The organism is Dechloromonas sp. ARDL1 (assembly GCF_051122455.1).
Taxonomy (GTDB): domain Bacteria; phylum Pseudomonadota; class Gammaproteobacteria; order Burkholderiales; family Rhodocyclaceae; genus Azonexus.
Genome location: NZ_CP168939.1, coordinates 2,964,024 through 2,989,404 on the forward strand (window position 1 = coordinate 2,964,024; position 25,381 = coordinate 2,989,404).

Annotated in this window: 24 protein-coding genes and 2 pseudogenes; 11 read left to right on the top strand and 15 right to left on the bottom strand. The window is 62.2% G+C overall.

Annotated features, from left to right (window positions below):
- Nucleotides 1-58: 58 nt before the first annotated feature.
- From AB6Q56_RS14685 to AB6Q56_RS14730, 10 genes and pseudogenes are all read right to left on the bottom strand, one after another.
- Nucleotides 59-211, bottom strand: a pseudogene (locus AB6Q56_RS14685) (glycosyltransferase); the annotation flags it as partial.
- 1 nt (nucleotide 212) lies between these two features.
- Nucleotides 213-1,034 carry a UDP-2,3-diacylglucosamine diphosphatase gene (locus tag AB6Q56_RS14690; protein ID WP_434513827.1) on the bottom strand — a complete coding sequence of 274 codons (822 nt, stop codon included), beginning with the start codon at nucleotides 1,032-1,034 and terminating at the stop codon, nucleotides 213-215.
- 98 nt (nucleotides 1,035-1,132) lie between these two features.
- Nucleotides 1,133-1,558, bottom strand: coding sequence for a hypothetical protein (locus AB6Q56_RS14695; RefSeq protein ID WP_434513828.1), 426 nt, complete (start codon nucleotides 1,556-1,558; stop codon nucleotides 1,133-1,135).
- A gap of 28 nt (nucleotides 1,559-1,586) precedes the next feature.
- On the bottom strand, nucleotides 1,587-2,531 hold the full coding sequence (locus AB6Q56_RS14700; protein ID WP_434513829.1) for a cation diffusion facilitator family transporter: 945 nt from the start codon (nucleotides 2,529-2,531) through the stop codon (nucleotides 1,587-1,589).
- Nucleotides 2,532-2,767: 236 nt separating this feature from the next.
- The gene (locus AB6Q56_RS14705) at nucleotides 2,768-3,067 is read right to left on the bottom strand and encodes a zinc ribbon domain-containing protein (protein ID WP_434513830.1); all 300 of its coding nucleotides are present in this window, start codon (nucleotides 3,065-3,067) and stop codon (nucleotides 2,768-2,770) included.
- A 69-nt stretch (nucleotides 3,068-3,136) separates the two neighbouring features.
- On the bottom strand, nucleotides 3,137-6,337 hold the full coding sequence (locus AB6Q56_RS14710) for a CusA/CzcA family heavy metal efflux RND transporter (RefSeq protein ID WP_434513831.1): 3,201 nt from the start codon (nucleotides 6,335-6,337) through the stop codon (nucleotides 3,137-3,139).
- Nucleotides 6,338-6,353: 16 nt separating this feature from the next.
- The gene (locus tag AB6Q56_RS14715; protein WP_434517163.1) at nucleotides 6,354-7,955 is read right to left on the bottom strand and encodes an efflux RND transporter periplasmic adaptor subunit; all 1,602 of its coding nucleotides are present in this window, start codon (nucleotides 7,953-7,955) and stop codon (nucleotides 6,354-6,356) included.
- A gap of 15 nt (nucleotides 7,956-7,970) precedes the next feature.
- Nucleotides 7,971-9,290 (bottom strand): TolC family protein, encoded by a 1,320-nt coding sequence (locus AB6Q56_RS14720; RefSeq protein WP_434513832.1) that lies wholly within the window; start codon nucleotides 9,288-9,290, stop codon nucleotides 7,971-7,973.
- A gap of 124 nt (nucleotides 9,291-9,414) precedes the next feature.
- Nucleotides 9,415-9,759, bottom strand: a complete 345-nt coding sequence (locus tag AB6Q56_RS14725; RefSeq protein ID WP_434513833.1) for a DUF2946 family protein — start codon at nucleotides 9,757-9,759, stop codon at nucleotides 9,415-9,417.
- 135 nt (nucleotides 9,760-9,894) lie between these two features.
- Nucleotides 9,895-10,269, bottom strand: a complete 375-nt coding sequence (locus AB6Q56_RS14730; RefSeq protein WP_434513834.1) for a hypothetical protein — start codon at nucleotides 10,267-10,269, stop codon at nucleotides 9,895-9,897.
- A gap of 145 nt (nucleotides 10,270-10,414) precedes the next feature.
- On the opposite strand from AB6Q56_RS14730, the pseudogene AB6Q56_RS14735 reads away from it, so the two are divergent.
- Both AB6Q56_RS14735 and AB6Q56_RS14740 read left to right on the top strand, forming a co-directional pair.
- Nucleotides 10,415-11,097: pseudogene (locus AB6Q56_RS14735) on the top strand (heavy metal response regulator transcription factor).
- Nucleotides 11,094-12,422, top strand: a complete 1,329-nt coding sequence (locus AB6Q56_RS14740; RefSeq protein ID WP_434513835.1) for a heavy metal sensor histidine kinase — start codon at nucleotides 11,094-11,096, stop codon at nucleotides 12,420-12,422. The pseudogene AB6Q56_RS14735 and the gene AB6Q56_RS14740 overlap by 4 nt, the downstream one beginning before the upstream one ends.
- A 41-nt stretch (nucleotides 12,423-12,463) precedes the next feature.
- On the opposite strand, the gene AB6Q56_RS14745 is transcribed toward AB6Q56_RS14740, so the two are convergent.
- The 3 genes from AB6Q56_RS14745 to AB6Q56_RS14755 all read right to left on the bottom strand — a co-directional run bounded on the left by AB6Q56_RS14745 (nucleotide 12,464) and on the right by AB6Q56_RS14755 (nucleotide 15,380).
- Complete coding sequence (locus tag AB6Q56_RS14745; RefSeq protein ID WP_434517164.1) at nucleotides 12,464-12,742, bottom strand: YnfA family protein; 279 nt, start codon at nucleotides 12,740-12,742, stop codon at nucleotides 12,464-12,466.
- Between the two features lie 137 nt (nucleotides 12,743-12,879).
- Nucleotides 12,880-13,740, bottom strand: a complete 861-nt coding sequence (locus AB6Q56_RS14750; RefSeq protein WP_434513836.1) for a phosphatase PAP2 family protein — start codon at nucleotides 13,738-13,740, stop codon at nucleotides 12,880-12,882.
- Nucleotides 13,737-15,380 carry an ArnT family glycosyltransferase gene (locus AB6Q56_RS14755; protein ID WP_434513837.1) on the bottom strand — a complete coding sequence of 548 codons (1,644 nt, stop codon included), beginning with the start codon at nucleotides 15,378-15,380 and terminating at the stop codon, nucleotides 13,737-13,739. The genes AB6Q56_RS14750 and AB6Q56_RS14755 overlap by 4 nt, the downstream gene beginning before the upstream one ends.
- Nucleotides 15,381-15,478: 98 nt before the next feature.
- On the opposite strand from AB6Q56_RS14755, the gene purT reads away from it, so the two are divergent.
- Complete coding sequence (gene purT, locus AB6Q56_RS14760; RefSeq protein WP_434513838.1) at nucleotides 15,479-16,678, top strand: formate-dependent phosphoribosylglycinamide formyltransferase; 1,200 nt, start codon at nucleotides 15,479-15,481, stop codon at nucleotides 16,676-16,678.
- 119 nt (nucleotides 16,679-16,797) lie between these two features.
- On the opposite strand, the gene AB6Q56_RS14765 is transcribed toward purT, so the two are convergent.
- Together AB6Q56_RS14765 and rpiA are read right to left on the bottom strand one after the other, a co-directional pair.
- Nucleotides 16,798-17,328 (bottom strand): hypothetical protein, encoded by a 531-nt coding sequence (locus tag AB6Q56_RS14765; protein WP_434513839.1) that lies wholly within the window; start codon nucleotides 17,326-17,328, stop codon nucleotides 16,798-16,800.
- A gap of 61 nt (nucleotides 17,329-17,389) precedes the next feature.
- Complete coding sequence (gene rpiA, locus AB6Q56_RS14770; protein ID WP_434513840.1) at nucleotides 17,390-18,058, bottom strand: ribose-5-phosphate isomerase RpiA; 669 nt, start codon at nucleotides 18,056-18,058, stop codon at nucleotides 17,390-17,392.
- A gap of 130 nt (nucleotides 18,059-18,188) precedes the next feature.
- On the opposite strand from rpiA, the gene AB6Q56_RS14775 reads away from it, so the two are divergent.
- The 8 genes from AB6Q56_RS14775 (at nucleotide 18,189) to phoR (ending at nucleotide 25,364) form a co-directional block, all read left to right on the top strand.
- Nucleotides 18,189-18,794 (top strand): hypothetical protein, encoded by a 606-nt coding sequence (locus tag AB6Q56_RS14775; protein ID WP_434513841.1) that lies wholly within the window; start codon nucleotides 18,189-18,191, stop codon nucleotides 18,792-18,794.
- Nucleotides 18,795-18,900: 106 nt separating this feature from the next.
- A complete protein-coding gene (locus AB6Q56_RS14780) occupies nucleotides 18,901-19,899 on the top strand; it encodes a PstS family phosphate ABC transporter substrate-binding protein (protein ID WP_434513842.1) in 999 nt (332 codons plus the stop codon).
- 83 nt (nucleotides 19,900-19,982) lie between these two features.
- Nucleotides 19,983-20,918: a phosphate ABC transporter permease subunit PstC gene (gene pstC / locus AB6Q56_RS14785; RefSeq protein ID WP_434513843.1), complete on the top strand. Its 936-nt coding sequence runs from the start codon at nucleotides 19,983-19,985 to the stop codon at nucleotides 20,916-20,918.
- Nucleotide 20,919: 1 nt separating this feature from the next.
- Complete coding sequence (gene pstA / locus AB6Q56_RS14790) at nucleotides 20,920-21,858, top strand: phosphate ABC transporter permease PstA (protein ID WP_434513844.1); 939 nt, start codon at nucleotides 20,920-20,922, stop codon at nucleotides 21,856-21,858.
- Between the two features lie 41 nt (nucleotides 21,859-21,899).
- Entirely contained in the window at nucleotides 21,900-22,679 is a 780-nt protein-coding gene (gene pstB, locus AB6Q56_RS14795) for a phosphate ABC transporter ATP-binding protein PstB (RefSeq protein WP_434513845.1), read from the top strand.
- Between the two features lie 13 nt (nucleotides 22,680-22,692).
- On the top strand, nucleotides 22,693-23,382 hold the full coding sequence (gene phoU / locus AB6Q56_RS14800) for a phosphate signaling complex protein PhoU (RefSeq protein WP_434513846.1): 690 nt from the start codon (nucleotides 22,693-22,695) through the stop codon (nucleotides 23,380-23,382).
- Nucleotides 23,379-24,065: a phosphate regulon transcriptional regulator PhoB gene (gene phoB / locus AB6Q56_RS14805; protein ID WP_434513847.1), complete on the top strand. Its 687-nt coding sequence runs from the start codon at nucleotides 23,379-23,381 to the stop codon at nucleotides 24,063-24,065. Before phoU ends, phoB begins: the two co-directional genes overlap by 4 nt.
- Nucleotides 24,066-24,071: 6 nt before the next feature.
- The gene (phoR, locus tag AB6Q56_RS14810; protein ID WP_434513848.1) at nucleotides 24,072-25,364 is read left to right on the top strand and encodes a phosphate regulon sensor histidine kinase PhoR; all 1,293 of its coding nucleotides are present in this window, start codon (nucleotides 24,072-24,074) and stop codon (nucleotides 25,362-25,364) included.
- Nucleotides 25,365-25,381: the final 17 nt, after the last annotated feature.

A 25,381-nucleotide genomic window follows, 5' to 3' on the forward strand; every position in this document is an offset into this window, starting at 1 on the left:
CCTGGTCAATTTTCAGCGCGCACAACCCCGCTTTTCTGGTCAGTTTTCAACGAGCGTCAACACCCGGCTCTTCCGGCTCGTCGCCGTAACGCGGCACGACCAGTTTCACCGCTATTCCTTGCGCCGCCAACGTGCGACGGAAGGTTTCGATCGAGGTCGATACGCCATTGACGCGCGGAAAATACACATCGGAAACCATCAGCACACGCATGTCACGCCTCCATTGTTTCTTCAAGCCGGGCAGCGAGCGGCATGTCGACCGGTGCTGGCGGCACCGCTGCCGGCAGGCGGCGCGAGGCCCGCTCGCCCCAGTTCACCAGTTCCAGCCGGCCGTCGAAGTGCTCGACGATGGCCGTGCACGAGTCGACCCAATCGCCGCAATTCACGTAGCTCAGGCCGCCGATGTCGCGAATCGTCGCCCAGTGGATGTGGCCGCAGATCACGCCGTCCAGGCCACGTTCGCGGGCGTGGTGGATGGCCGATTCCTCGAAATCGAAAATGAATTTGAGCGCCGTCTTGACCTTGCGCTTGGCGTAGCCGGCCAGCGACCAGTAGCCGGAAATGCCCAGCTTGCGCCGTGCCCAGGACAGCCAGACATTGATGCGGACCAGCATTTCGTAGGCCTTGTCGCCGAGCACCGCCACCCAACGGTGATGGCGCGTCACCTGGTCGAACTGGTCGCCGTGGATGAGCAGGAAGCGCCGACCGTCGGCCGTTTCATGGACAAACTCGTCCACCACCTCGACGTCGCCGAAGACGACGCCGCAATAGTCGCGCAGCGCCTCGTCGTGGTTGCCGGGAATGAACACCACCCGCTCGCCATGCCGCGCCCGGCGCAGCAGCTTCTGGACCACCGTGTTCTGCGCCGGCGACCAGCAGATGCTGCGGCTCATCGCCCAGAAATCGACGATATCGCCGATCAGGTAGGTCTGCTCGGCCGGATGCTCGCGCAGGAATTCAAGAAGACGTTCCGCCTGGCACGCCCGCGTGCCGAGGTGGATGTCGGAAAGAAAGACGGATCTGACCTTGGGCATGCACCCAAGATACGCCCCGCCCGTGACTCGTCGGTTACGGGCGGATTACGGTTTGATGGCAGAACCGTGGATGGGCAAGATGCATGCCCTTGCAGCACCTAATTCAGGACGAACCGGACTTGCTGCGCGGGTTTGCTACCAAATTTGACCAAGGCGACGGCCTTCGTACCGGCCTGCACCTTGAACGTTCCCACGGCGCGCAAGAACTTGTCTCCGGCAGGCAGCAATTGGACTTCTGCCTTGTCCGCCGCGGACAGCAAGGTCAGGGTGGCCGACGCATTCCGGACATCGACAGGCTGCTCATGATCGGTCACGTACAGCGTGAGGGAATCAGGCTTGGCCACCAGCTCGTAGTTGATGTCCTTGATGACCGATACGACGCCGCCATAGCGCGCCGTGGCTTCATGGGCGTGGACTGCCCCCGGTTTTCCGTTGTGGGCATGGCCCTTGTGGTCGTCCGCAGCGGAGGCCGGATTGATGAAACAAGCGAGGAGTAAGGCGTAAATGGTCGCGGAATGATTCATGGTAGCTCCATGTCGGTTGATAAAATGGTTAATGGAAATCAGGCGTATCGCGCTGCGCGGATGACGTGCCGACGTAGGCACAAGCTTCGGCGGGACGAGCGCAGGGCGTGATTTCGCACTGCAATGTCATGTGGACCACCTTGAAACGGTCAGCCAGCAGCGCCCGCAATGTGGGTATCAAAGCTTCCTCGCGGGCATAGGCCGGGTCGTAAATCACATGAGCGGTCAGGTTGGTCTTACCGGTCGTCAGCGCCCAAAGATGCAGGTCATGGATGCCGAGCACGCCGGGCACGGCCAGCATGGCTTGCTCCACCGCACCCAATTCGATGCCATCAGGCACACCTTCGAGCAGGATGTTCAGACTGTCCTTCAGCAGAATCCAGGTCCGCGGCAATACCCACAGACCAATCGCCACCGCGATCAGCGGATCCACCCAGGACCAGCCGGTTAGCTGAATCGCCAGCGCCCCCGCGATCACGCCGACCGACCCGAGAAGGTCGCTCCATACTTCGAGATAGGCGCCCTTCATGTTGAGGCTCTCCCCCTGCCCTCCACTCAGCAGGCGGATACTGATCAGATTGACAACGAGGCCGATGCTGGCGACCACGAGCATCCCAAGCGAATGGATTTCAGGTGGCGAGGTGAATCGTCGGTATGCCTCGACCAGAATGTAGAGCGCCACGGCAAACAACAGCAGCGCATTAAAGGCTGCCGCCAGAATCTCGAAGCGATGGTAACCAAAGGTGCGTCGACCATCGACCGGCCGTCGCGCAATCCGTATCGCCGCCAATGCGATGGCAAGGGCGCCCGCATCGGTCAACATATGCGCGGCATCCGAGATCAGGGCCAGGCTGCCGGTCAGCACGCCCCCCACGACTTCGGCAATCAGGAAGCTGCCGGTCAGCGCCAGTGCCCAGCGCAGTGCGCGTTCATTCTTGGTACTCGGGTGCATGTGGGTGTGGTTCGCACTCATGTACTCCCTCCTTTATCGATATGGCGTCGCTTCAGTTTCTGTCTCGCGGCCTGAAGACGACGCCTAAGGTTTCTTGAATATTTTGGGCGCTTGCCGCGCCGGCCTTCCCGCCAGCAAACCCATCCGTAAAGCACCAGAAACGTCAGCATCAGCCCCAGGGAAAGGATGAGGAACTGGAACTCAAGATGGCTGTGGCTCATGTGCTGGAGCATCGCGGAATGGCCATCGGTCCTGGGTTAGCACGCTTTGCCGCAACTCGGGCAAAACTTGCTGCCCGGGGCGAGGCTCGCATTGCAGCTCGCACAGTTCCCAGGTGCCAGATTTGTGCCGCATTGGGCACAGTAGCGTCCTTCAGGGGCGGTCGCGGAGCCGCACTTTGGGCACGAGGAGTCGCCAGCAGGGCCAATGATGGTTGGTGCGGAATGCGAGGGGTAAGCATTTCCCCAGCCATGGTGTCCGCGCCTCCCGTCGCGGCCGTGATGGTCGCTACGATACGAGCCGGAAAATCCGCGCAAGAGTTTTTCAAAAAATCCCATAACAACCTCCGTATTTGCGTGAATGAATGGGTGACCGACGCTTTTCGCCGAATCCGGCGCATAGCCCGCTCACGTCTGGGAAACACCTGATCTGGCCGAGTTGTCCTTCGATTGCGTGAAGTCCTCCTCGTCGACGTCCTTGCCGTGAGCAAGGCGATACAGAAGCGGCAATACGAGCAGCGTCAGCGCCGTCGACGACAGAATTCCGCCGATCACCACGGTGGCAAGCGGGCGTTGGACTTCCGCTCCGGTACCCGTCGCAATCGCCATCGGGACGAAACCGAGCGAGGCAACCAAGGCCGTCATCAGCACGGGGCGCAATCGTGTCAGTGCCCCTTCGTGAATCGCGTCATCCAGCGCACGTCCCTCTTCGCGCAAATTGCGAATGAAGGAAATCATCACCAGGCCGTTCAGCACGGCCACGCCGGACAGCGCGATGAACCCGATGCCGGCCGAGATCGAGAGCGGGATGTCCCGCAGCCAGAGCGCGACCACGCCGCCCGTCAGCGCAAACGGGATGCCGGTGAATACCAGCAGCCCATCCTTGACGTTCCCGAACATGGCGAACAGCAGCGTGAAGACCAGCAGCAAGGCCACCGGCACCACGATCTGCAGGCGTTTCGTAGCCGATTCCAGTTGTTCGAAAGTCCCGCCCCAGGCCGTCCAGTAGCCGCTGGGAATCTTGACCTCGGCCAGACGCGCCTGTGCCTCGCCGACGAAGGAACCGATATCGCGGCCGCGCACATTCGCGCTCACGACGATGCGACGCTTGCCGTTTTCCCGGCTGACCTGGTTCGGCCCCGGGGCGATGTCGAGGCTGGCAATCTCGCCCAGCGGGATATAGGCCGTGCGTGCATCGATCCCGTTTCCGGCGCTGCCGCCCTTCGGCAGGGCGATCGGCAGGCGCTTCAAGGACTCGAGGTCCGAACGCAGCGTATCCGGCAAGCGCACGACGATATCGAAGCGCCGGTCGCCTTCGAACAGGGTTCCGGCCTCCCGACCGCCAATCGCTGTCGAGACCGCGTCCTGGACATCGGCGATATTGAGTCCGTAACGCGCCGTTTTCTCCCGATCGATATTCACGGTCAGCATCGGCAAACCCGTCGTCTGCTCGATCTTGACCTCGGAAGCGCCGGGGATTTTTTCCAACACGGTGGAAATCTTGCCAGCCGTCTCGTTCATCACATCCATGTCGTCGCCGAATATCTTGACGGCGACATCGCTGCGCACCCCGGAGATCAGTTCGTTGAAACGCAACTGGATCGGCTGGGAAAACTCATAGGTATTCCCCGGCAGCTTGCCGACGGTCTTCTGGATAGCCGCCAGCAGCTCATCGCGTGATTTTCGCGGTTCAGGCCACTCCGTTTCGGGCTTGAGCATGATGTAGCCATCCGAGATATTGGGCGGCATTGGATCGGAGGCGATTTCGGCCGTACCGGTTCGCGCGAAAATCCGCTCGATTTCCGGATACTCCGCCTTGAGCCGTTTCTCCAAAGTCTGCTGCATGGCCACCGACTGTGAAAGGCTCGTTCCGGGGATACGCAATGCCTGAATCGCCAAATCCCCCTCGTTCAGGCTCGGGACGAATTCGCTCCCCATGCGGGTAGCGAGCAAGCCGGAAAGAAGAACCATGACCGTCGTGAACACCAGCACCACCGGCTTGTTCACCATGACTGCGGCGAGGATGGGCTCATACCAACGCTTGGCGGCCCGCATCAGGAAGTTTTCCTTTTCGCTGACCTTTTCGCCGATGAACAATGCGACGGCCGCGGGGATGAAGGTGACGGAGAGAATCATGGCGCCGACCAGCGCGGTAACCACGGTGAAAGCCATGGGGTGGAACATCTTTCCTTCGACACCGGTGAGCGCGAAGATCGGCAGATAGACGATCATGATGATGAGTTGACCGAAGAGCAGCGCCCGGCGCGCCTCTTTCGACGCGGCAAAGACTTCGTGGAAGCGCTCGCTCCGCGACAACGGCCGCCCTTGTTGCGCCTGGGCATGGGCCAGGCGGCGAACACAGTTCTCGACGATGACAACCGCGCCATCGATGATGATCCCGAAATCGAGCGCGCCGAGGCTCATCAGGTTGGCACTGATCCGGTAGCTCACCATCCCCGAAAAAGTGAACAGCATGGACAGCGGGATGACCATGGCGGTGATGACAGCCGCCCGGATATTGCCGAGGAACAGGAACAGGATGACGATGACCAGGACAGCCCCCTCCAGGAGGTTCTTCTTGACGGTATTGATCGCCTTGTCCACGAGGATGGTACGGTCATAGACGGTGACCGCCCTGACCCCATCCGGCAGGTTGCGGTTGATTTCGGCCATTCTCTGGTCGACCGCCCGCGAGACGGTGCGACTGTTCTCGCCGATCAGCATGAACACGGTACCCAGAACCACTTCGCGCCCGTTGTCGGTGGCGGCACCGGTACGCAGCTCGCGGCCGATGCCGACCTCGGCTACGTCGCGGATACGGATCGGCACGCCCTGGACGTTGCCGAGAATGACGTTGCGGATATCCTCGATCCCGCGCACCTGGCCCGGCGCCCGAATCAGATACTGTTCGCCGCGTTTCTCGATGTAACCGGCGCCGACGTTGCTGTTATTCCGGTCGATGGCGACCACCACGTCCTGCAGCGTCAGGCCGTAGGAGGCCAGCTTTTCCGGGCTGGGCGCCACCTGATACTCCTTGGCGAAGCCGCCAATCGAGTTGATCTCGGTCACACCGGTTACATTGCGCAGTTGCGGCTTGATGATCCAGTCCTGGATTTCACGCAGATCGGTCGGCGTATAGGGATTGCCATCCGGCTTCCTGGCTCCCTCTTCCGCTTCCACCGTCCATAGATAGATTTCCCCCAGCCCTGTCGAGATGGGCCCCATGGCCGGTGCGATTCCCTCGGGGAGCTTTTCCTTGGCCTCCTGAATCCGCTGATTGACCAGTTGGCGGGCAAAATAGATGTCGGTGCCATCCTTGAAAATCACCGTGACCTGCGACAAGCCGTAACGCGACAGCGAACGGGTCTGCTCCAGGTGAGGCAGCCCGGCCATGACGGTCTCGACCGGGAAGGTCACCCGCTGCTCGACCTCCAGCGGCGAATAGCCCGGGGCTGCTGTGTTGATCTGTACCTGGACATTGGTGATATCGGGTACGGCGTCAATCGGCAGGCGCTGGTAGTTATAGATACCCAGCCCGGCCATGCCGAGCGCGGCAAGCAAGACCAGCCAGCGATGCTCGATGGCAAGGCGAATGATGCGTTCAAACATGTCGTTCTCCCTCGCCTCAGTGGCTGTGCTCGGCACTACCCTTGCCGAGTTCCGACTTCAGGACAAAGCTGCCCGAGGCGGCATACGGCGTCCCGGCCTTCAAGCCGCTCAGCACCTCGATGGACTGGCCGTCGGAACGCCCCAAGCTCACCGGTTGCGCGACGAAGCCATCAGGCACCCGGATAAAGACAACACGCTTGTCGTCAATCGTCTGGATGGCTTCGGCGAGAACGCTGACGGGAACCTCGGCCTCGCTGGACACGATGTCGACATTGACGAACAGCCCGGGACGCCAGGCCATCTTCGGGTTGGCCAAGGTGACCCGCGCCTTGGCGGTGCGCGTATCCTGCCCGAGCAATGCCCCGACGTAGGAGATGCTGCCTTCGGCCTTGGAGTCGAAGGCGGTCGCCTTGACGACAACCTTTTCGCCAACCCGGATGACGCTCAAATCCTTGGCGGGAACGACGATCTCCGCCCATACGGAAGACAAGTCGGAAATGGTGAAAATACTGGCGTCTTCCTTCACCGCTTCGCCCAGCGCAATGTGTTTCTCGACAATCATGCCGTCGAAGGGGGCGCGGATTTCGTAGCGATTGAGACTCCCGGACACCGAGGGAGCCGCGCCTAGCGCAACCAGTTTCTGCTGGCTGTTGGCAACGGCGATTTCAGCCTCCCTGAAAACCTGCTGGGCTTGCAGATAATCCTGCTCGGCGGAGATCTTTTCTTCCCAGAGCTTCTTCTCGCGCTCGTAGGTCGATTTTGCTAACGCAAGGCGCTTCTGGGCCGCCAACAATTCGCTGCGTTGCTCGGAAAGGCCGGTACTGGCGATTACGGCGAGAACCTGGCCGCGCTTGACCTGCTGCCCGAGATTGGCAGGGACGCTCTCGACGACCCCGGCCAGACGCGGCACGACATGGGCGGTGCGATCTTCGTTGAAGCGGATTTCGCCGGGCAGCCGGGCGGCGGTTTTGATTTTTGCCGGAATCGCCGTCTGGATACCGATGGCGGCGGCCTTGATTTGCTCGTCCGTCAGTTCGATTTTTCCTTCTTCCCGGCTATCGATGAAGAGGAACGGCGTACCGCCCATCAGTACCGACAGGGATGCCTCAAACACATGCGGCTCCGCGATTTGACTCGTACTCTTCAGATAATCCTTCTCGACCGCGAAGAGAATCTCCTGCTTCTCACCGCCCGGTCGCGTCAGGGTCATCGAGACTTTTGCCGCAGAGGGCGCAAGCGGCTTGTCCTGCTGGAACAACCAGACACGGAAATTGGGTTCGCCGCCATCTTCGGAAAGCAGCAATTCCAGGCCGAAACCATCCTCGACAAAAAGCCGGCCGCCATGCGGCCCCGTCCTTGGCGCTTCCTCATGATGTTCCGAATCCCCGTGACCTTGGGCGTGATCGTGTCCATCACCGGCCTTGCCGCCGTGATGCTCGGCATCGGCATGCCCCTTGGCTTCGGCGTGGCTGGCGTGCTCATGTTGTTCGCTGGCCGGCTTCGCGCTACCGCTGCCCAAGAGTATCCAGGCACCCGCGACAATGCCGGCCGCCAGGATCGCGGCAATGGCGAACCCTTGCTTTCGGGAGAGATTGACGGTGTTCTTTTTGAAATTCATTTTCACGGCATGCTCCTACGGACGGCGGGGTGCTGCAGACGGGTCTGAATCGCCGGAACCGAGGACGCGCTCCAGTTCGGCGGCGGTCCGATGGGCATCGGACAAACTTCTCAGGTATTGGGCTCGTGCCTGGAAGAAGGTGCGTTGGGCGTCCAGAACCTCCAGAAAACTGAACTTCCCCAGTTCGAAGCCCTTGCTGGCGGCCTCGTAGGCGCTACGCGCGCCCGGCACGATCTCGCCTTGCAGGGTCTCCGCCTCGACGACCAGCGCCTTCAGACGCTCCTCGTTTTGCGTGACATCCGCACGCAAGCGAACCTCGGTCGCGCTCAGCTCGTCGCGTGCCTTGTCGGCTCGGCGTAGCGCCTCAAGCACGTTGCCCTGGTTCCGATCGAAAAGCGGGAAGGGTATCGAAACCCCCACGACGGTCTGGCTGCGGCCGAGCTCTTCGGCCATTTTCGACCCCAGGCTGACGGTCAGGTCGGGAACCCGACGGGTACGCTCCAGGTCGGCGAGCGCAGAAAAACGATCGGCCTCATGGCGCGCCCGGAGCAGCGCCGGTGACGCCCCCAGGCGTTGAGCAATCTCTTCGCTGGAGAGAAGTGCCGGCAGCAGGTCGGTACGGCCTTCGACCCGCGCGAAACGGGGATTCGAACTTCCCCAGCTTGCCGCCAGGCGTTTGCGGGCTACGACCAACTCTCGTTGCGCCTGGTTCAGTTCCACCAGCGCCGAGGCTTCGGCGACACGGGCTTTGGTTTCTTCGACAGGCGAAATCTTGCCGGCGCTCACGCGTCGCGAGGCCGCCAGACTGACGCGCCGGGCAAGGCCGAGCAAGTCCTCGGCCTGCTGAATGCGCTCCTGGGCAACCAGAACGTCGAAGAAAGCCCCGGTCACGCTGGCCCGCACGTCCAGCCGCTTGGCTGCCAGGTCGGCGGTCGCCACATCGCGGCTCCGCTCGGCCGAAGCAATACGAGCGGCACGCTTGCCCCCGAGCTCGATCCGCTGGCTCAGCTGGATGGTCGTCGTCCGTGTGGCCTTGTTCTGCGTATCCTCGACGGAAGTCGATATTTCCGGATTCGGCACAATGCCCGCCTGGATAACCGCCCCGTCGACTGCACGCACTTCGTTGGCGGCGGCCGACAATTCCGGATTAAATGCCAGGGCGAGATCAATCGCCGCCGGCAAGGTCAAGGAAGTGCCAGGCTCCCTGGTCAGTGCATGGGAGGGCGCCGTCGGCAACGCATCGAACGTTTGTGCGGCGAGATGCGCGCTGGCAAAGACCGTGAGTCCGAACAAGGTTCGGCATACCAGCCCGGCAGCGTTTTTTTTGGAATACATCCGATTCTCCAGTGATGAAAGACACGTTGAGAAATCGGCGGGGCGCCATCCGACAAGCGCATGGCACGGGAGCGCGGCTCAGGCCGCAGTGCTCAGGACAGGAAAAAACCCCAAGCCCCGCCGGTCAGGCGGAGATATCCCAGTTGGGACGTTCGGGCTGCTCACCGGGTATGGAAGGCAAGGGCCGGACGCGCCGGTGATAATCGGCCACGGTCAGGACATCGGGCAACGAGGCGCCAAAGGAAGGCAGGGCTGCGACACTGGCGGCATGGCAAAGCGGACAATCATTGTCCGCACTCAAGGGCGTTTCATCGGCAAGCTGTTCGCCGCCCGCTGCCTGATGCGTGTGCTCATGGTGACCGAAGTGCTGAGCCCCTCCCGCTTCGTGCTGGCAATAGCTCGCCGCTACCGCCCACGACATCTGGAGCGACAAGACGATCAGCAGGAAAATGGAGAGCCAGCGACGCATGGAATCAAGGAGACCGAAAGGTGTTCAAGCCGCAAGCCTGCGGCGGATTGCTCATGGAAAGACAGGCCGCTGACGATCAGGTGCTCCCTGATCCTCGTCGATAGGCGGCATGCCTTTCCCTTTGCAGCGCATTAATTAACCGGGCGGGTACATGGCATCGCGCTGCTTCCTTTCTTCCGGCGTCATCGGCCGGGGAGCCGGCGTGTTATGGGGAAGCTTGTCGACATGCTGCCACTTCCCGTCGCGGTAGGCATATTCGTGCGGAACAATAACCCAGCCCTGATCGCCACCGACATAGCGATAGACGCCGTCGGCACTGACCGGATTGCGTTTGAACGCTTCGAGCTCCTGTTGTACCTGCTGGGCACTTTTGCCACCGGCATCGTGCGCCGGATAGAATTTCACCGAGCCACCCGGTCCGACATGAATGACGGATTCGGCCAATACCTGGCCCGACAGGAGCAGTCCGGCACAGAGAGCCGGGAAAGCAAGCGCTTGTTTGACGTTCATGATAAAACTCCTTCATTGATCGTTCGGTTCATCGGTTTAGCGATATGCCGCATAACGAAACGGCATGGATGAACTATAGAAAATGAGCACTGACAGAACGCCGACAGGAAGTTTACAAAATTGACATCTTTCGATTTGGGACGATATGAAGCTATTGGTTGTCGAGGATGAACAGAAACTTGCCCAGTATCTGCAGAAGGGATTGGGCACTGCGGGTTTTGTCGTCGACCTGGCCCACGACGGGTAACCGGACTCCACATGAGTCTGGAATTCGATTATTCGGCCATCATTCTCGACTCCATGCTGCCGGGCATGGACGGTCTCTCCATGCTGGCCGCCTTGCGTACAAAAAAGCAAACGCCGGTCTTGATGCTGACCGCATTGGGAAAAGTGGAAGACCGGGTCAACGGACTGCAGACCGGCGCCGACGACTATCTGGTCAAGCCGTTCGCTTTTTCTGAATTGATCGCGCGGATTCAGGGGCTGCTGCGCCGCTCGTGCTCGCATCAACTGGAGTCCCCGTCAAACCTTCTGACCTTGCACGATCTTGAAATGGACCTGGCCCGCCGCAAGGTTTCCAGGAGCGGCCAGCGTATCGACCTGAGCGCCAAGGAATTCCTGCTGCTTTCGCTGTTTCTCAGAAAGCAGGGGGAAGTATTGTCCAGGACCGAAATCGCCGAGCAGGTCTGGGATATGAATTTCGACAGCAATACCAATGTGGTGGAGGTCGCGATCAAAAGGCTTCGTGCCAAGATGGACACCCCGTTCGACCACCAACTCCTGCACACCGTACGGGGCATGGGCTATGTCCTCGAAAAGCGCGAATGAAGCTCGGCCATCGGAACAACGCGACGCTGAGCGCGCGCCTTATCCGCTGGCTCGCCTCACTGAGCCTGGGCGTCCTCGGCTGCTTGTGCCTCGGGGTATTTTTCTCGGTCAAGGTCAATCTTGAAACGCAACAGGATCTGCGCCTCGAAAAATTCAGTACGGCAATTCGGCACATGTTCGAGGAAACGCCGGTGCACTTGCGACCGGGAACCCTGGAACACGACCTGGACGATCTTCTGAAAATCAACCGGGACTTGCATCTTCGGTTGCGCAATCGTTCGGGTGAGGTTCACTTCGTTTCGACACCGGGATCGTGGCCGTCAAAAGCCCGTTTTTACTCGCTCGAGCTTCCCGACAAAGCGCGCAAGAACGATTTCTCGATTGCCGAACTGGCGCTCGACACGGCCCCCGACGAAGCGATTCTGGACCGCCTCGCAGCCATCCTCTGGGCGGCCGCATTGATCGGCAGTGCGGCGATCACCCTGGGCGGCTATCTGATCGTTTACTTGGGACTTTCCCCCATTCGGACCTTGGCCGAGCAAACGCGCAGTCTCGCCATACGCTCGCTCGACAAACGCCTGGAAACCCAAGGAATCCCGGCCGAGCTGCAAGTTCTCGTCGATCAATTCAACGATTTGCTGAACCGGCTCGAAAAAGCCTATCGCCAGCTCGAAGGCTTCAATGCCGACGTGGCACACGAATTGAGAACCCCTTTGGCGAACATCATCGCCAGCAGTGAATTGGCCTTGCGCAGTCACGACGACGATGAAAATCTGCGTGACTGCATCGGCTCGAATCTCGAAGAAATGCACCGTCTGTCGGGCATCGTCAATGACATGCTCTTCCTGTCGCAAGCCGACAGGGGGGCCAAGGCCAGGCGGACGCCCGTTCCCAGCCTTGCCCAACTGTGCGCCGAAGTAGCCGACTACTACGAAGCCGTATTGCTCGAAGCCGACCTGCAATGGTCCATCGACGGCGACGCGTCCGGCAAGTTCGATGCGGCGCTGCTGCGACGCGTACTATCCAACCTGCTGAACAATGCCGCCCGCCATGCCTATCGCGGCAGCTCAATCGTGATCCGGATCAGACCGGAAGCGGACGGGCAGGTCGAACTCTCGGTCATCAATCGCGGGGAGCCGATTCCTGCCGCCAGCCTGCCCCATATCTTCAACCGTTTCTTTCGTGTCGACACCGCGCGCAGCCAGGGCCACCAGAATCACGGACTGGGCCTCGCCATCGTGAGCGCCATTGCCCGCATGCATGATGGGGAAGCATTCGCGAAATCGGGGCATGGCGAAACCGAGATCGGCATACGTCTGGCATGAAGTGATCGCCACCCCGCCAGGCGTGGCGCCTGCCTGGGTTGTCAGCTGCTCGCCGGCTGCAGAGCGATGACGGCCATGCCGACAAGCGCGATGCTCGCCCCCAAAATGTCCCAGCGGGTTAACGAAACACCATCTACGAATCTGAGCCACAACAGCGCGACGGCAATATACATGCCGCCATAGGCAGCGTAAGTTCTCCCTGCGGCAGCCGGATGCAGCGTCAAAAGCCAGGCGAACAGCGCCAATGCAACGACAGCGGGAAGCAGCAGGTAGAGCGGCTTGCCCTGCCGAAGGACAAGCCACGGCAGATAGCAGCCCATGATTTCCGCCAGTGCGGTGACGGCAAACAAAAAGCTTAAACGCAGCAGTTCCAAGAAGCACTCCAACGTGACGGGATGCCATTCTTGCACATGCGCCGAGCGGTGCGCCTGAGCCGTTTCACCCCGATCAACGCCACCTAGCGAGATTCGCCGGCGAGTTTGCCGGCCTTCTCTCCACTTCCCGCAGACAACCCCGCCAAATCGCGATTGATCCCTCTCCAGCCCTTCTTGTACAGCGGCAGCAGATAAACCGCGACAAACCCGCCCAGCCCCCACAAGCAGGCGACGATGCGCCAGGGCAGCGAGCCGGGATAGCCCTGTCCATCGAAAGGCAAGGTCGCCACGGCAATGACTGAAAGGACGATCAGGAACCAGTGGGCGCGCACGCCCAGCCCCCAACGGAAATACTTGCTCAGGTGCAGGCCGAGCCAGCCGCCGAGCAGGCCGACCATGGCGCCGGCCAGCACATCGACCGGCCAGTGGGCGCCGACCGCGACGCGCGAGAATCCGGCCAGCAGGGCGACCAGCACCAGCGGCGCGGCACGCCGGCCAAGCAGTGCGACCCAGGCGACGACGAAGGAGAAGGCCGATACCGTATGCCCGGAGGGAAAGCTGTGCGCAGTCAGCTTGGCACCGATGACGGTGATCTGTGCCGCATCGAACACGGCCGCCGGGCGGGGCAAGGAGAATGCCACCTTGAGCCCGCGACTGATGGCGGCAGCCACCAATGCGCCCAGGAACAGCGCCCAGAACACGCGTGGATAACGCAGACAGAAGGGCAGCACCAGGGCGAGCTGGACGCGGGCATCGCCGAGCGTGGTCAATGACTCCCAGAAAACCGGCGGCAGATAGCTGCTGACCGCCTGCCCGGCCAGGAAACCACCCTGCCAGTTACCGCCGTACCAGACGCCGACCAGCGCTATCGCCATCAGCAGGCAACTGGCGAGCAGGCCGGCATCGAAGCCTGGACGCCGGGCGTGCAGTGCGTCGTCCTTCACGGCCGCTCCTCGCGCTCGACGCGGGCCAGTGTGACGAAACTCTTCTGGTATAGATTGGTCATGCGCAGCCCTGGGGCCAGCAAGGCCTGCACCTCTTGCTGGCGGTCGGTACGGGTAAGCACCAGTTCGCCTTCGACCGGCACGCGCGTCGGTGTCGCCGCCTGCCGGTAGACGCTGAAGCTGGGCATGATGATGCGCCAGGCAACGACATTGCCGCCAGCCTCCTGGGCGACGCGGGCCGCCTCACGGATCGGCCCCTGCGTGACTGCGATGGCGCGTGGCGCAATGACTGCCGAAACCATCAGCGCCTGCAGCAGGCCAGCCAGCACCACGCCCTGCCATACCGGCAGGCTGCGCCACAACGCCAAGGTAATGGAAACGACAGCCAGCAACGGCAGCAGCCAGCGCGCTTCGTCGGAAAAGGCCAGTACCAGGCCGTCGAGCAGGGTTTTCTCGAACGGCTTGCCGGCCTTGCCGGCAGCCAAGGCAAGGATTTCCGGCAGGGTCGCCAAAACCAGCGCGAAGAGAATCAGCGGCAGGTAAGCCAGCCAGCGCCGCTCGTTTTCCGGCCGATAGGCAGCGAGCAGGATGAAAACCGGCGTACAGCCGTAGAGCAGGTAATGCGGCAGTTGCGTACCCGAAAACGAGAAGAAGACGAAGACGACGACGAACCAGATGAGCAGGAAGCGTTCGAACAGCCCGTCGCCCCGCCTGGCGCCGAGCGGCGTCCGGCGCAGCCGGCCGCCTACCTTGGCGACGATGGCCAGCAGCCAACCGAAGAAGGGCATCAGTACAAAAGGAGCGACGACAAGGTAGTAATACCACTTGCCGCCGTGCCCCTCGAAGGTGTTCGAGTAGCGATTGACGTTGTGCTTGAGATAGAAGCCACGGAAAAAGGCGTCGCCTTGATCGAGAAAAACCGCCACATGCCAAGGCACGACGATGGCCAGGAAAACCAGCCAGCCCGGCCAGAAGAAGATGGCGCGCAGCCAGGCCCGCCAGGCGCCGGCCGACAAGAAGAACAGGCCGCTGACCAGCAGCGGGAAGAAGACGGCGACCGGCCCCTTGGTCAGGAAGCCGAGGCCAAGCATGGCGTAGGTGTAATAAAGCAGGCGCCGCGTCGGCTTGCCGTCGCGTTCGGCGCAAAAATAGTCGTAGATGCCGAACATCGACAGAGCGATGAACAGGTTGAGCAGGGCATCGGAAATCGCCGCCTTGGCGATGAAGCCGACGGCCAACGACAAGACCATGACCAGCGATGCGACCTGCGCCGTCCGCCGGTCGGCATGGCGGGCGCAGAAGCGGTAGAGGGCGAGCATCCACAGCACGGCGAAGACGATGGACGGCAGCCGGAAACCGATTTCGCTGACGCCAAGCACGCTGACCGACGCGGCCTGCGCCCAGTAGATCAGGATCGGCTTGTCGTGGCGCGGCGCGTCGTTGAGCGTCGGCGACACCAGGTTGCCGCGCGCCATCATCTCGCGCGTCGCCTCCGAGAATGCCCCCTCGTCCACGTCGGTCAGCGGCAGGCTGTAGGCATTCAGCACGAAAGCGATCAACACGGCCAGTAACAGGCTGAACGGCGACAGCAGGAAGCGCTCGATGGCGGAAGGGAGGGCATGGGCTCGCATGGCCAGCATTATAAGGCAGCCCGCCGACCACCCCGGCGCCGCTTGACGATGCGATGCCCGACGCCTAAATTCGCCCGTTTCCGCTTACAGCACGGCAAGGACATCTCATGAAAATCGGCACCCCGCTCTCCCCTTCAGCCCTGCGCGTCATGCTGCTCGGCGCCGGCGAACTCGGCAAGGAAGTCATCATCGCCCTGCAGCGCCTGGGCGTCGAAGTCATTGCCGTCGACCGTTACGAAAACGCCCCCGGTCACCAGGTCGCCCACCGCGCCCACGTCATTTCGATGACCGACGGTGCCGCGCTGCGCCGGCTGGTCGAGCAGGAAAAGCCGCACCTGATCGTGCCGGAAATCGAGGCCATCGCCACCGACATGCTGGTCGAGATCGAGAAGGAGAGACTGGCTGAAGTGATACCCACCGCCCGCGCCGCCAGGCTGACCATGAACCGCGAAGGCATCCGCCGGCTGGCTGCCGAGGAGCTCGGCCTGCCTACCTCGCCTTATCAGTTTGCCGACTCGCTGGCCGAACTGCAGGCCGCCATCGACAACGGCATCGGCTACCCCTGCATCGTCAAGCCGACCATGTCGTCGTCGGGCAAGGGGCAGTCGCTGCTGCGCGGCCCGGATGATGTGCAAAAGGCTTGGGACTACGCGGCGAGCGGCGGACGGGTCAACCAGGGCCGGGTCATCGTCGAGGGCTTCATCGACTTCGATTACGAAATCACCCTGCTCACCGTACGCGCCCGCAACACAGCCGGCGAAGTAGTCACTCACTTCTGCGAACCGATCGGCCACGTTCAGGTCGGCGGCGACTACGTCGAGTCGTGGCAGCCACAGGCGATGACTCCGGCCGCTCTCAAGCAGGCTCAGGAAATCGCCGCCGCCGTCACCGGCAACCTGGGCGGGCGCGGCCTGTTCGGCGTCGAACTGTTCGTCAAGGGCGATATGGTGTGGTTCTCCGAAGTCAGCCCACGGCCGCACGACACCGGGCTGGTCACCCTCTGTTCGCAACGCTTCTCGGAATTCGAACTGCACGCCCGCGCCATCCTCGGCCTGCCGGTCGACACCGCGCTGCGCGAGCCGGGTGCCTCGGCTGTGGTCTATGGCGGCATGGAAGAAAAGGGCATCGCCTTCGAAGGCCTGGCCGAAGCACTGGCCGTGCCGCGCAGCGACCTGCGCCTGTTCGGCAAGCCGGAATCCTTCGCCAAGCGCCGCATGGGCGTTGCCGTGGCCAACGGCAACGACACCGAGCAGGCCCGCGAACGCGCCAAGCTGGCCGCCAGCAAGGTGCGCCCTGTCAAGGCGTGAAAAAGAGCCGGCCAGCCGCCAGGCTGCCCGGCTCCGGCACAGCTGAAATCTTTGTCGTACAACAACAGGCGGCTTTTCCCGCGGCAATGCCGATGGTGATGAGCCGCTTGGCGCTTCCGTCAGCTCGAAAGCCTGCCACCGGGTGCGGCGCCAGGCTTACCGCGCATCTCGCCCTCCAGATGCGCGACCGTCTCGATGGCGGCCCCGCTCAACCGATGCAGCGCTCGTTCGGTCGTGGCCAAGGATTCCGTCAAGGCATCCAGCGCTGGCTCCGCCTCCCACGGGGAGGTTTTCCGGAGGCGCTCAATCGCGGCGACTGCCATGGCATCCAGAATGCGCACCTGTGTCTCGCTGCATCGAATCACCACCTTTTGCGTTTCACTGGCGACCAACAGGGCCTCCTCGAACAGCGCACCAGCCCGTACTGCCTGGTCCAGCACGAAGGCGGTAGAGCGCTGTGCGGCCATATCTGGAGAGAGCCCAAGCAGTTGCGAGCAATGCGCCCCTCCCTGTTGCAAACCGGAACGGCCCACTGCCGTTGTGGCAACCAACAACTGGTGCGCCGAGTCGATACAGGCGACAGAAAGCGCCAGCATGTTGCTCAGCATGCGTTCACGGGCCAGAGAAATTTCTTGTGCGGATAACAACACGGGAATCTCCTGAAAATGAACGCGTCGGGCAGCCTAAAGAAAAACGATGACCGGACGATGACTAACGAATCGACCGCACACCATCCGGAGTGCCGAGCAACAGCAGGTTGGCCGGGCGGACGGCGAACAGGCCGTTGGTGACGACACCGGTGATCTGGTTGATCTGCACCTCCAGACCCTTCGGGTCGGTGATCGACAAACCCTGCACGTCGAGAATCACATTGCCGTTGTCGGTGACGAAGCCTTCGCGCAGCACCGGCATACCGCCCAGCTTGGCCAGTTCGCGGGCGACATGGGCGCGCGCCATGGGAATAACCTCGACCGGCAGCGGGAACTTGCCCATCACCTCGACCAGCTTGGAGGCATCGCAGATGCAAACGAACTCGCGAGCCACTGCGGCGACGATCTTTTCGCGCGTCAGCGCGCCGCCGCCGCCCTTGATCATGTTCAGGCCACCGTCGATCTCGTCGGCGCCGTCGACATAAACCGGGATGTCGCTCACGTCGTTGAGGTCGAAAACGGTAATACCGTGGCTTTCTAGACGCTTGCGGGTGGCTTCGGAACTGGCCACGGCGCCTTTGTAGCGGTCCTTGATGGCCGCCAGCGCATCAATGAAGAAGTTGGCCGTCGAGCCGGTACCGACACCAATGATGCTGCCGGCCGGCGCCGTCTGCGCCACGTAATCGGCGGCGGCCTGGGCCACCGCCTGCTTGAGTTCGTCCTGGGTCATGCTGTCGCTCCTGATGATTTTGGAGCGCATTTTACCCCGCCACCGGAATACCAAACGGTCACAAAAGCTTAACGCTACGGACAACTCGAATCGCTAAACTAGCCATACCGTTTTTCAGAGAGAAGGCACGATGAACGACACCATCAAGAAAGCACCGACCAAGCCAACGAACACGAGCAAGGCGCCGAAAAAACAGGTGCCCCGCCCGGCCACCAAGGCCGCTGCCCCGGCAGCGGCAAGCGCTCCCCCCCCTCGGGCAAACGCCGAGCCCGCGCCCCGCCCCATCGCCACCCAAGCCCCCCGGACGGCAGCCAAACCGGCAAAGACGCCCGCCGCCCCCACTGCGAGCAAGCCCCGCGTATCGCGCAAACCCAACGTCGTGGAGGAAACAGTCGCCAAGCACCAGAAGGTCCTGGCCGATGCCTTGGTCAAGGCGCAGGCGATCAAGTACGACCAACCGAAGGTCATGCAGCAGGCAGTGCCAAAAAAAGGCAAGGCCGACAAAGTGCCCAAGGCCAAGAAGATCAAGCTGGTGCGCGACAGCTATGCCATGCCCGAGGCAGAACATGCCCGTATCGGCGAATTGAAGAAGCGACTGGCCGCACTGGGCAATGAAGTCAAGAAGAGCGAACTGCTGCGCGGCGGCATCGCCCTGCTCGCTGCGCTCAACGATAGCGAATTGAAGGCCGTGATGGGCCGCATCGAGCGCATCAAGACGGGACGCCCGAAAAAGTAAGCTGGGAGGCGTAGAAATCCCGATTATTACAGCCTGTCACATGGCTGTAATAATCGGCCGGTAACCTGCACACATCAGCAAACCCAACCCGTGCAGGAGTATCCCCATGCAGTATTCCAAGCTCGTTTCCGCCCTGGCCGTTGCCGGTGTCGCCATGTTCGGCGCCCAGGCTGCCCAGGCCCAGGTCATCAAGATCGATGGCTCCTCGACCGTCTATCCGATCACCGAGGCTGTCGCCGAGGAATTCCAGAAAGCGAAGAAGAACGTCGTCAAGGTCACCGTCGGCATTTCGGGCACCGGCGGCGGTTTCAAGAAGTTCTGCCGCGACGAAACCGATATTTCCAACGCCTCGCGCCCGATCACGGCCAAGGAAATGGAAGACTGCAAGGCCGCCGGCGTGCAGTACGTCGAAATGCCGGTCGCCTTCGATGCGCTGACCGTCGTCATCAACCCGAAGAACACTTTCCTGAAGCAGGCCACGGTCGCTGAACTGAAGGCCATGTGGGAACCCGCCGCCCAGGGCAAGATCACCAAGTGGAACCAGGTCAACCCGGCCTGGCCCGACGCCCCGATCAAGCTGTTCGGCGCCGGTGCCGACTCCGGTACTTTCGAGTACTTCACCGAAGCCGTCGTCGGCAAGGCCAAGTCCTCGCGCGGCGACTACACCGCATCCGAAGACGACAACGTGCTGGTCCAGGGCGTCTCGCGCGACGTCAATGCTATCGGCTACTTTGGCTACGCCTACTACGCCGAGAACAAGGCCCGCCTGAAGGCCCTGCCCATCGTCAATCCGAAGACCAACGCCGCCGTCGAGCCGTCGGAAGAGTCGGTGATCAAGTCCACCTACCAGCCGCTGTCGCGCCCGATCTTCGTCTATATCAAGGCCAAGTCGCTCGATAAGCCGGAAGTGAAGGAATTCATCGAGTTCTACATGAAGAACGCCGCCAAGCTGACCAAGGAAGTGAAGTACGTTCCGCTGCCTGCCGCCGCCTACACCGGCAACCTGGAGCACGTGGCCAAGAAGAAGTACGGCTCCGTGTTCGGCGGCAAGAACGAAGTCGGCATCACCATCGAAGAACTGATGAAGCGCGAAGCCAAGCTCTGATTCCTGTTTCCGTCCCACAAAAGCCCGCCCCGAACCGGGTCGGGCTTTTATCATAGGGAATTCCGTTCGTGAATTCACACGCCATGTCCGCAAACACCGCTTCCGACCACCCCACGGTCAGCGACCGCCTGGCCAAGAACGCCATGCGCAATGTCAGCGAGCGCGTCATCGAGATGCTGCTTTTCGCTGCTGCCGCCGTCTCCGTATTGACCACGGTCGGCATCGTCTACGTACTCGTCTCCGAGTCGATCAATTTCTTCCAGAACGTCAGCATCGTCGACTTTCTGACCGATACCCAATGGACCCCGCTGTTCGACGATGCCCACTTCGGCATCATGGTCCTCGTCTCCGGCACCGTCGTGTCGTCCGCCGTTGCCTTGGCCGTCGCCATCCCGATGGGTACGGTGATCGCCATTTATCTCTCTGAATTCGCCAAGCCGCGCATCCGCGAAGTCGCCAAGCCGGTGCTCGAACTGCTCGGCGGCATTCCGACCATCGTTTTCGGCTATTTCGCGCTGCTCATGGTCACCCCGCTGCTGCAGAAGATTTTCCCGGAGCTGCCGGGCTTCTCGCTGCTCTCCGCCGGCCTGGTCATGGGCATCATGATCGTGCCCTACATCGCCTCGCTGTCCGAGGATGCCATGCGCGCCGTGCCGATGAGCCTGCGCGAAGGCTCCTACGCCATGGGCGCAACCAAGCTGTACACCGCCATCCACGTCGTCGTCCCGGCCGCTTTCTCCGGCCTGGCGGCTTCCTACATCCTGGCCATCTCGCGCGCCGTCGGCGAGACGATGATCCTCGCCGTCGCCGCGGGCATGCAGCCGAACTTGACCTGGAACCCGACCGAACCGGCCGCCACCATCACCTCGTATATCGTGCAGGTGGCGCTGGGCGACCTGCCGCACGGCTCGATCGGCTACCAGACCATCTTCGCCGCCGGCCTGACCCTGATCCTGATCACCCTCTGCTTCAACATCCTCGGCCAATGGCTGCGCAAGAAGTTCCGGGAGAACTACTAACATGCAACATTCCACTCTGACGGCCGAGCAGGTCCGTGCGCTGATCGCCAAGGGCAAGCTCAAGGACACCCTTTTCCAGGCACTCGGCATCTTCTTTCTGGGCATCGGCCTGATCGTCATCTTCCTGCTCGTCGGCGACATGGTGCTGCGCGGTGCCGAACGGCTCAATCTTGATTTCTTCATGAACTTCGCCTCGCGGCGCGCCGCCAATGCCGGCATCCTGTCGGCCTGGGTCGGCTCGCTGCTGGTGATGACGGTCACCGCCTTCGCCGCCGTGCCGCTCGGCGTCGCCGCCGGCGTGTATCTGGAGGAATACGCCAAGCGCAACTGGGTAACCGAGATCATCGAGATCAACATCACCAACCTGGCCGCCGTGCCATCCATCGTCTATGGCCTGCTGTCGCTCGGCATCTTCGTCTATGCCTTCGGCTTCGGCCAGAGCATCCTGACCGCCGGCCTAACGCTTGCCCTGCTCATCCTGCCCATCGTCATCGTCTCCACCCGCGAAGCGATCCGCGCCATCCCGGCGATGATCCGCGAAGGCTCGATGGCGGTCGGCGCCACCCGCTGGCAGACCTGCCGCTATCACATCATTCCCTACGCCATGCCCGGCATCCTGACCGGCGTGATCATCGGGCTGGCCCGCGCCATCGGCGAAACGGCCCCGATCATCACCATCGGCGCGCTGACCTTCATCGCTTTCCTGCCGCCCGCCCCCTTCACCGAAGTGAGCGCCGGCGTCAATGCAGGCTTGTTCGACTGGCTGATGTCGCCCTTCACCGTCATGCCGATCCAGATTTTCAACTGGACGTCGCGCCCCGACCCGGCCTTCGAAATCAACGCCGCCGCCGCCGGCTTCGTGCTGATGGTCATGGTGCTGTCGATGAATGCCATCGCCATCTGGCTGCGCTACAAGATGCGCAAGAACATCAAGTGGTAAGCGACGACGCTGCCCGAACCGAATATCGAACGGAGTTATCCATGCAGATTCATGATCAACCGGCACTGAAGGCCGAAGCCCGCAACCTGAACTTCTATTACGGCGAAGCCAAGGCGCTCAAGAACATCAACATGCCGATCTACGACAAGAAGGTCACCGCGCTGATCGGCCCGTCCGGCTGCGGCAAATCGACCTACCTGCGCAGCTTCAACCGCATGCACGACCTCTACCCGGGCAATCGCTACGAAGGCGAGATTCGCTTCTACCCGGACAACACCAACCTGTTGTCGCCCGATGTCGACCCCATCGAAGTGCGCATGCGCGTCGGCATGGTGTTCCAGAAACCGAACCCCTTCCCCAAGAGCATCTATGAAAACGTCGCCTACGGCCTGCGCGTGCGCGGCGAGAACAACAAGCGCGTTCTCGACGACAAGGTCGAGCAGGCCCTGAAGGGCGGCGCCCTGTGGGATGAGGTCAAGGACCGCCTGAACGATCTCGCCTCCAACCTTTCCGGCGGTCAGCAACAGCGCCTGTGCATCGCCCGCGCCCTGGCCACCGATCCGGAACTGCTGCTGTTCGACGAGCCGACCTCGGCGCTCGACCCGATCGCCACCGGCGCCATCGAGGAACTGGTACATGAGCTGAAGAAGCACGTCACCATCCTCATCGTCACCCACAACATGCAGCAGGCAGCGCGTGTCTCCGACTACACTGCCTACATGTACCTGGGCGAGATGATCGAATTCGGCAAGACCGACGAAATCTTCATCAAGCCGAACGACAAGCGCACCGAAGACTACATCACCGGCCGCATGGGCTAAGGGAGCACACGACATGAACGAAAGCCAACACCTCTCCAGCCAGTTCGACGAAGAGCTCGGCCGCCTTCGCACCCACGTCCTGCAGATGGGCGGCATGGTCGAAACCCAGGTTTCCTCGGCCATCGAAGCGTACAGTTCGGGCGAAGTCGCCAGCATCAAATCGATCGTCGAAGCTGATCGCAAGATCAACGACCTCGAAAAAGCCATCGACGACGACTGCGCCCACGTCATTGCCAAGCGCCAGCCGACCGCCTCCGACCTGCGACTGGTGCTCGGCATCAGCAAGATCGTCACCGACCTGGAGCGCGCCGGCGACGAGGCCAAGAAGATTGCCAAGGGCGTCCGCCGCATCTATGAAGCCGGCCATCTGCCGGCCCAGTACGGCATCGGCATCCGCCACCTGGCCGAAGCCGCGCTCAACCTGGTGCGCCAGGCACTCGACGCCTTCGCCCGCCTCGACACCGCCCAGGCACAGGAAGTCATCCGCGCCGACAGCGATGTCGACACCGAGTTCAAGTCCATCATCCGCCAGTTGATCACGCACATGATGGAAGACCCGCGCACCATCACGACCTCGATCGAAATCATCTCCATCGCCCGCGCCATCGAGCGTATCGGCGACCACGCCAAGAATGTCGCCGAGCAAGTGGTATTCGTTGTCGAAGGCCGCGACATCCGCCACGTCAAGGGGCAAGCCAAGTGACGCCGACGATTCTCGTCGTCGAGGACGAGCCGGCGATCCAGGAACTGGTGGCGATCAACCTCAAGCACGCCGGCTTCCTGGTCGTTCGCGCCGGCAGTGCCGAGGAAGGCGAATCGGCCATCCGCGCCGCGCTGCCCGACCTGGTGCTCCTCGACTGGATGCTGCCCGGCCAATCCGGCGTCGCGCTGGCCAAGAAGCTGCGCGCCGACGAACGCACCCGCGAACTGCCGATCATCATGCTCACCGCCCGCGTCCATGAAGAGGACAAAGTACAGGGCCTGGAAGCCGGCGCCGACGACTACATCACCAAGCCCTTCTCGCCCAAGGAAATGGTCGCCCGCGTGCGCGCCGTGCTGCGCCGCCGCGCCCCGCACCTCGCCGGCGAGGCCGTCGAGGTCGGCGACCTGTCGCTCAACCCGGCCACTCATCGCGTACTCGCCGGTAGCCAGCCGATCGAATTGGGGCCGACCGAATTCCGCTTGCTGTTCTTCTTCATGACCCACGCCGAGCGGGTTTACACACGCGCCCAACTGCTCGACGAAGTCTGGGGAGACCATGTCTTCATCGAAGAACGGACGGTGGATGTGCATATCCGCCGCCTGCGCGCCGCGCTGGAAGCCTCCGGCCACCACGAGCGGGTGGAAACCGTGCGCGGTACCGGCTACCGTTTCCGGGGAGCCTGACCGCTCTTGACCTCACTCGTCATCCGCGCCGTGATCCTGGCCGCCGTCGCGGCGGCCATCGCCATTCCGGTCGGTCTCTTTTCCCGCCCCTGGCACGGCTGGGCCGTCTTCTGCGTCGGCCTCGTTTTGCAGCAACTGATCCACTTCCGCCATTTTTCCCGTCTCGACCGGTGGACACGCAAGCCGGTGGTCGACGCCAGCCTGGAAGGCGAAGGCGCCTGGGACGACATATTCGGTCGCCTGTATCGCCACGAAAAGGAGCTGCGTGCGCAGATCGAGCAGCGCGAGCAGACGATCAAGCTGCTGCGCGCCGCCACCCAGGCGCTGACCGACGGCGTGGTGATGCTCGACCTGCAGAACAACATCATGTTCTGCAACACCACGGCGGAAACCCAGCTCGGCCTGAAGCTGGATGCCGACCAGGGACAATCCATCCTCAATCTCGTCCGCCAGCCCGAATTCGTCGCCTATCTCGAGGCCCTCGACTTCAGCCGCCCGCTGACCCTGCGCCCGGAACGCTACAAGGACCGCGTCTACGCCATCCACGTCATTCCCTATGCCGGCAGCCGCCGGCTCATGCAGATCAAGGACATCACACAGGCCGACCGCCTCGACCAGACGCGCCGCGACTTCGTCGCCAACGTCTCGCACGAATTGCGCACACCGCTGACGGTGCTCGCCGGCTTCCTCGAAACCATGCAGGAAATCGAACTGGACGACGCGGAGCGTCGGCGCTACCTGGCGATGATGGCCGACCAGTCGGACCGCATGCAGTCCATCGTGCAGGACCTGCTGACGCTGTCGTCGATCGAATCAGCGCCGCCGCCGGACAACGACGTCGTCGACATGGCCAGCCTGATCGACAAGCTGCGCCGCGACGCCGAAGCGCTCTCCGCCGGCCGCCACAGCATCCTCGTCGAGACTGACGGCAACGGCGACCTGCGCGGTTCCGAGCCCGAATTGATCAGCGCGCTGGCCAATCTCGTGACCAACGCCGTGCGCTACACGCCCCCTGGCGGCAAGATCACGCTGAGCTGGAAGACTTCGCCGCAAGGCGCCGAGTTCGCGGTGCAGGATACCGGCCCGGGCATCGACGCCAAGCACATCCCCCGCCTGACCGAACGATTCTACCGCGTCGACCGAGGCCGTTCGCGCGACTCGGGCGGTACCGGCCTCGGACTGGCCATCGTCAAGCACTCGCTGAATCGCCACCAGGCCCAGCTCGACATCAAGAGCGAACTGGGCGTCGGCAGCCGCTTTGCCGCCCGCTTCCCGGCCAGCCGGGTTGCCAATAGCTGACTTAGCGGCGGCGCCTT